General features: G+C 63.7%; 2 pseudogenes. Both read right to left on the reverse strand.

The annotated features are described in order from the left end of the window. Nucleotides 1–196: pseudogene (locus A6V37_RS02880) on the reverse strand (urocanate hydratase); the annotation flags it as partial. A 48-nt stretch (nt 197–244) separates the two neighbouring features. Beyond that, nucleotides 245–587 (reverse strand): annotated as a pseudogene (locus tag A6V37_RS02885) (aromatic amino acid lyase); the annotation flags it as partial.

The following is a 587-nucleotide window of genomic DNA, read 5'->3' on the forward strand; positions in this document are numbered from 1 at the left end:
TGCGCGCGGCACGGCCAATGCCGCCATACACCACCAGCGCGTGCGGATGCTCGGCGACTTCCGGGTCCAGATTGTTCTGGATCATCCGGTAGGCCGCTTCCGCGATCCAGGTCTTGCACACCTTTTCTGCACCACGCGGGGCGCGGATCGTGCGGGTCGGGTCGAGTCGCGGGTCGATGTGTTTCGGGTTGTTCATGGTGCCCTCGGAATGGATTGAATGATTCGGAATGCTTTATATGGCCTATTACTGTTCGGACACGAACGAGAGCGGGCTCAGCTTCGCGATCGTGCCGTCCTGCACGAGGCGCGTGACCGCCGCGATATCCGGTGCGAAGTAGTGATCGAGTTCGTAATGCGCGACGTCCTTGCGCACCACGTCCATCACCTTCTGCAGGCTCGGGCTGGTCTTGTGCGGCGCACGCAGATCGACACCCTGCGCCGCGGCGAGCAGCTCGATCGACAGGATGTTCGCCGTGTTCTCCGCAATGTCGCCCAGCTTGCGCGCGGCGAACGTCGCCATCGACACCTTGCTTTCCCTGTTCGCCGCCGTCGGCCGCTAATCGACGGACCCCGGGTGCGCCGTCCTC

The sequence above is a fragment of the Paraburkholderia ginsengiterrae genome, assembly GCF_001645125.1.
Classification (GTDB): Bacteria; Pseudomonadota; Gammaproteobacteria; order Burkholderiales; family Burkholderiaceae; genus Paraburkholderia; species Paraburkholderia ginsengiterrae.